The organism is Bradyrhizobium sp. BRP20, assembly GCF_020194215.1.
Taxonomy (GTDB): domain Bacteria; phylum Pseudomonadota; class Alphaproteobacteria; order Rhizobiales; family Xanthobacteraceae; genus Bradyrhizobium; species Bradyrhizobium yuanmingense.
This window is the reverse complement of sequence record NZ_JADYVY010000053.1, coordinates 1-5,052: the sequence shown is the minus strand read 5'-3', so window position 1 is coordinate 5,052 and position 5,052 is coordinate 1. Positions and strand designations below refer to the sequence as shown.

Annotated in this window: 3 protein-coding genes; 1 reads left to right on the top strand and 2 read right to left on the bottom strand. The window is 59.5% G+C overall.

Features of this window, described 5'->3' with window-relative positions; all coding sequences use genetic code 11:
* Positions 1-97: 97 nt before the first annotated feature.
* Positions 98-1,366: an IS256 family transposase gene (locus I6F33_RS37605; protein WP_225143891.1), complete on the top strand. Its 1,269-nt coding sequence runs from the start codon at positions 98-100 to the stop codon at positions 1,364-1,366.
* Between the two features lie 133 nt (positions 1,367-1,499).
* Here I6F33_RS37605 and I6F33_RS37600 read toward each other — a convergent pair whose 3' ends face one another.
* Positions 1,500-2,948: a hypothetical protein gene (locus tag I6F33_RS37600; protein WP_225143889.1), complete on the bottom strand. Its 1,449-nt coding sequence runs from the start codon at positions 2,946-2,948 to the stop codon at positions 1,500-1,502.
* Positions 2,949-3,337: 389 nt separating this feature from the next.
* A partial coding sequence (locus I6F33_RS37595) for a DUF3141 domain-containing protein (RefSeq protein WP_225145764.1) occupies positions 3,338-5,052 on the bottom strand: 1,715 nt, incomplete at its 5' end.

Below are 5,052 nucleotides of genomic sequence, written 5' to 3'. Positions count from 1 at the left end.
GAGCTATGCGGGAAAGTGGGTGCTGACGGAATGAGATAGGCGGCGTATCGAGGCGGGTGTCGAGCCTGCCAGAACCTCTCGAGGAGAGCGATACGCCATGAACGATACTAGCAACATTGTCCCGCTTCGTCAGCCCGACGAGATCGATGATCCACTGACCAATATCCTGCGCGCCGGAGCGCGGCAGCTTCTTGCACAGGCCGTCGAGGTCGAAGTCGAGACATTTCTTGCCACGGTGAATGATTTGAAGCTTGCCGACGGACGCGCCCGTGTCGTGCGGCATGGTTACGGCCCGACGCGAACGATCCAGACTGGCGTCGGCCCGGTCGAGGTCGCGCGGGCGAAGGTTCGCGACCGTGGAGCGTCCAGCGAAGGCGAACGCATCCGGTTCAGCTCGGCAATCCTGCCGCTGTGGGCGCGGCGAACCAGAAGTCTGGATGCGCTGTTGCCAGTGCTCTATCTGCGCGGCATCTCGACCGGCGACTTCCAGGAGGCGCTGACGGCCCTGCTGGGCAAGGATGCGCCGAACCTGTCGCCGGCGGTGGTGTCCCGGCTGACGGCCGAGTGGCAGGGCGAGTACGAGCGCTGGCAGAGACGCGATCTGTCGGCGCGGCGATACGTGTACGTGTGGGCCGATGGGGTCTTCCTGCAGGCCCGCATGGAAGACCACGGCGAATGTATGCTGGTGCTGATCGGCGCGACGCCGGAAGGCAAGAAGGAACTGATCGGCTTCCAGGTCGGCGTCCGGGAGAGCGCGCAGAGCTGGCGCGAACTCCTGATCGACGTCAAACAGCGCGGATTGCAGATCGCGCCGGAAATTGCCGTCGGCGACGGCGCGCTCGGCTTCTGGAAGGCGCTCGACGAGGTCTTTCCCGGCACACGGCACCAGCGATGTTGGGTACACAAGACCGTCAACGTCCTGGACAAGGTCCCGCTCTCGGTGCAGGCCACCATGAAGAAGGATCTGCGCGAGGTCTATTGGGCGCCGAGCCGGGCGTCCGCCGAAGCGGCGATCGACGTCTTTGCCGAGAAATACTGCGCCAAATACGGCCGGGCGGTCGAATGCCTCGCCAAGGACCGCGACGCGCTGCTGGCCTTCTACGACTTCCCTGCCCAGCATTGGGATCATCTGCGCACGACCAACCCCATCGAAAGCGTGTTCGCGACTGTGCGGCACAGAGCCGTGCGGACGAAGGGCTCGTTGTCGCCGACCACCGCCAAGCTGATGGTGTTCAAGCTGGTGATCACCGCTTCAAAGACCTGGCGGCGGCTCAAAGGCACAAATCAGTTGCCCAAGGTCATCGCAGGTGTCAGATTCAACGACGGCATCGAGGTCATCCACGTGCCGGCAAACCACGCCGCCTGATCGCCTCATCACCCAAAATCCCGCATAGCTCCCGAGCAAGAAGCGGACGCGAAAAGGCGCTTTTATCGGTTCGCTTGGCTGGAGCTCCGAGCTAATTACGCTCTTCATAAGTTTGCCGCTTGGTGCAGGCGGTTCATCGGCAATGCAACGAGCTGCCAGCGAGAATGCCAATCGCGCGCAGCGCGGCGGCCGCTTTCGCGAGTGGTGTAGTCATCTTGACGGTGCCGATTTCGTTGCTGGGCATGGTGTCAATTCGTTGCAGCAGTCGCGCGAAGCTGCTGACTTGTCTGTCCAGAAGAGCGACGTCGACGTAGTCGCCCGGTTCAATACTTAACAGGTACTGCGGCACGGTTACGAGCGCGATGTTTGGGATGCCTTTTAGGTAGAGCGGCTGGCCTTCGCCGAACTGAATGAGCGCGTTTGGGGCCGACACTCTCGGCGCTTGCCCGGTTGTACGCCACTCTGATTCGATAAGCGCCGTCAGCTGCGCGGTGGAGGCGTAGAGCAGTTCGGGTGCGGGGTTGCCTGTCGGCCCGTAGGTGTTTTTGAGGGGATTGTCCCGGTATTCCCGAGCGCCGAGGTGCTCGATCACCAGGCCCGCCACCGCGTGGCGATCTCCCGGGCCACCAGCCCACCATTGTGGGTGATCCCGCAACCAGCGCGAAGTGGCTTGGCCATCCTCGGTCACCGCCGGTATTCGAAGGTGTCCAGCTGTTAACACGAAGATGACCGTGCGTGCCAATGGGTGAGCGACAGTCTGGCGCGCGAGTTCGACCACACCGATGTGGCCGTTCTCCTCGACAATATTTGTACCATCGCTGTGGCTTACCACGAGCACAGTTTCGTGGGGTGCGCCGCGACCTTCCACAGCCGCCCATACTGTACGCATGGCGCTATTTCGTTCGATCACCGCGTCAAGGATGAGCGTCGCCCGCCTGGCCCGTGAGGCGGCGTCCAACACAAAGTCGGCGTCGTCTCCGGCCACGAAGACCGCTGGAATGTTCTGGTAGGGCAACGTGAACGGTAAGTACTGTCCTTTGGCGTTGAAAATGCTTATGCCACGCCAGGCGAAGATCACCGCCTCAACGCCAGCTCGTCGAGCACGCGCCAGACCGAGGCCGGCGAACGTGGCAGGAAGCAGCGGCATAGTGGTCTTGCCCCATGCACGCGCCCGATCCCAAGTCTTGACCGCCGCATCAAACGGGAACTCCCGATTTCGGACCTCGACGACCGCAATTCCTCCGCGCGCTTTGGTCCATCGCGGTATTGGACCGCGCAATCTGTACAACTGCTTCTCGGTCCCTAGGGGGCCGGTGGTCCCGGAGTAGGGAAAGACCGAAGAGATCGCTATGTCGCGCCCGTCGATCTTAAGACGCAGACCGTCGGGATTTTCTGCAGCCATGCTCCAGCGATCGAAATGCAAGACGTCCTCGTGAACTCGCATACCGAAGTCGGCCCACTGCTGTTTGACATGCTCTACAAGTTGATCGTGGCTCTTTGAGCCCGAGATTCGGGAGCCAAGGGACTCCAAGTACATCAGCTCGGCGCGGATGGTATCGTGGTCCACGGCGAAGAACTCCATTCTGCGGATTTCGGCAGGGAGAAAGTGCCCCAACAACTAATATCTCTGCTCGGTCCGGAGGAAGTCGCCAGATTCGACGACTTCAGCGCGGCTGGTTCTTATCTGCAAAGGGAACGCATCGGTATCTGCTCACTTCTTTCGTCAAGTCAATTCTTGAATTCGAGCCCTCCGTACCATCAGCGCTCAGGATCCGGAACACACAATAGGCGCGCGTCGAACATGTTTGGCCGCTCCAGCCGTAAGCGTCAGAGTACAACGTGCAGGACGAACTGGCTTCAAATCCTGTGCCAACTACGAGGCGCATCGACATTGCCCTCAGTTGCCACGCCTGGCGCTCAAGCCAATGGTCATCCTTTACGCCAAGCATCGACGCTTTACTCAGCCTTCATTTACGCCAAAGGATTTTCGGTAACATCGCCGGTGATTGGCGGCTGCTCAAGCACCTGAGCAAACCGCCCTAGGAGGTCGATCGACTTCGGCGACATTTCCGCGATGGGACCGGGTACATAGCGTGCGACCAGGTAGGCGCGGCGGCGCTCCTCAGAGTCATCCAGCAGCAATGGCAGGGTCTCGATTGCTTGCTCCCGTTCCAAAGTGGCGATGATGGTCTGTTGGCGAGTGATTGTAGTCAGACGGTCAGAAGGGACAGAGCGGAACGGCTCGTTCTCCGTCAGGACGCGTGACCAGCGATCGAGACGGTCGCGGCGGATACCGCCGCGATCGCTCACAAGCAGCGCCATAATGCGGATGACGGCCTCGATGAAGCCGCCGGTCGCGATCATCTTAAGCGCAAACTGAACGTCCGGGCGCGACCTCAATTCTTCTAGCGTCATTTGCCTCGCCTGCACTTCGTAGCGATCACTAAAATAGTGCTGCAAAGGAGTGTTCCACATGCTGTGGAACATCAGCTCATACATCATGTCGCGCAGGTCGCGCCAGCAGATCATCGCATGTGCGATATGCTGCACATACAAGGCTTCCGCCAGCAGGAATGGATTATCTACTCTGGCCTTGGCTCGAGACTGGCGAACCTGCTCGCTTATGGACTTGAAGCCAGCCAGCATCAGATTTCGCGAAGACATTAGCGCTCGCGACAGGCGCTCCGGGTGAACACTTCGGCTAGCTTGGGCCGTGAAGGTTGTGACTGCAGCTCTGACGAAGGGGCGGGCGATTGTGTGATAGATCTGTGCCTGAAGTTCAGACGCCCGGTCAACCGCACCGAAAGGGAACTCATCGCGATAGTCGTCGTTCAATGCCCGGATGTCCTTGAAGCTGCGTTCGACTAGTTCAACACTGAAGCTTTTTCGTCCATCATGTTCCTGAACATCTTTGATGCACATTTCGTAGAGGCCAGGCATCAACGCTTCGATTGCCTCAAGCGTGGTTGCAACTTGCCGGAACTCCCTATTGACAACTTTTGAAGAGACGAAGATGCCGAGGTGCCCGATGTCGTCATGCACCATATAGATAATGTGTTGGCCGCGAACGCGGATCTCCTCCTCGTTCTCGTAAACATCTGTAATCCAATTCAGAGCCTGCTGGGGCGGCGTCACTTTGTCGCCATGGCTGGCAAACACGATGATCGGCGCGCGGATCTGCTTGAGATCCACGTGCTGACGCCCCGATCCCAGGTAGGCCATGTTCTTGCCGAGCCGGTTGCCGATGAACAAGTTTTCGAGAATCCAGCAGATCTCGTTTTCGTGCAGCAAGCAGAAGCTGCTCCACCACTTCTCGGTGGCAAGAAAGCTTTCGCGCGTCGTATCCACGTCGCGGAAAAGCTCGGCGTACTTTAGGAACAGCCGGCGCTCGGGATTGAGCATCTCGAAATTGTGTATGAGATTGGCTCCATCAAACATGCCCTGGCCAAGGTCGCACAGAAGCATCGGGATCCAGACTCCGCCGAATATGCCGGCAATGTAGCGGAAAGTGTTGTCGCCGATGTTTCCCGATACAGCCGTCACCGGTGATCCATTGATGACGATGGGTCCTGTCAAGTCAGGGTTTGTTGCGGCGAGAACGAGGGTCGCCCAGCCTGCTTGGCAGTTGCCGATAATGGCCGGCAGAGGCGCGCGCGGATGCCGGCGGATCACTTCTCGAACAAACG

Excerpts from the sequence above, each read along its gene's own strand:
- I6F33_RS37605 (WP_225143891.1), top strand. The coding sequence starts at position 98 with ATGAACGATACTAGCAACATTGTCCCGCTTCGTCAGCCCGACGAGATC.
- I6F33_RS37600 (WP_225143889.1), bottom strand. The coding sequence starts at position 2,948 with ATGGAGTTCTTCGCCGTGGACCACGATACCATCCGCGCCGAGCTGATG.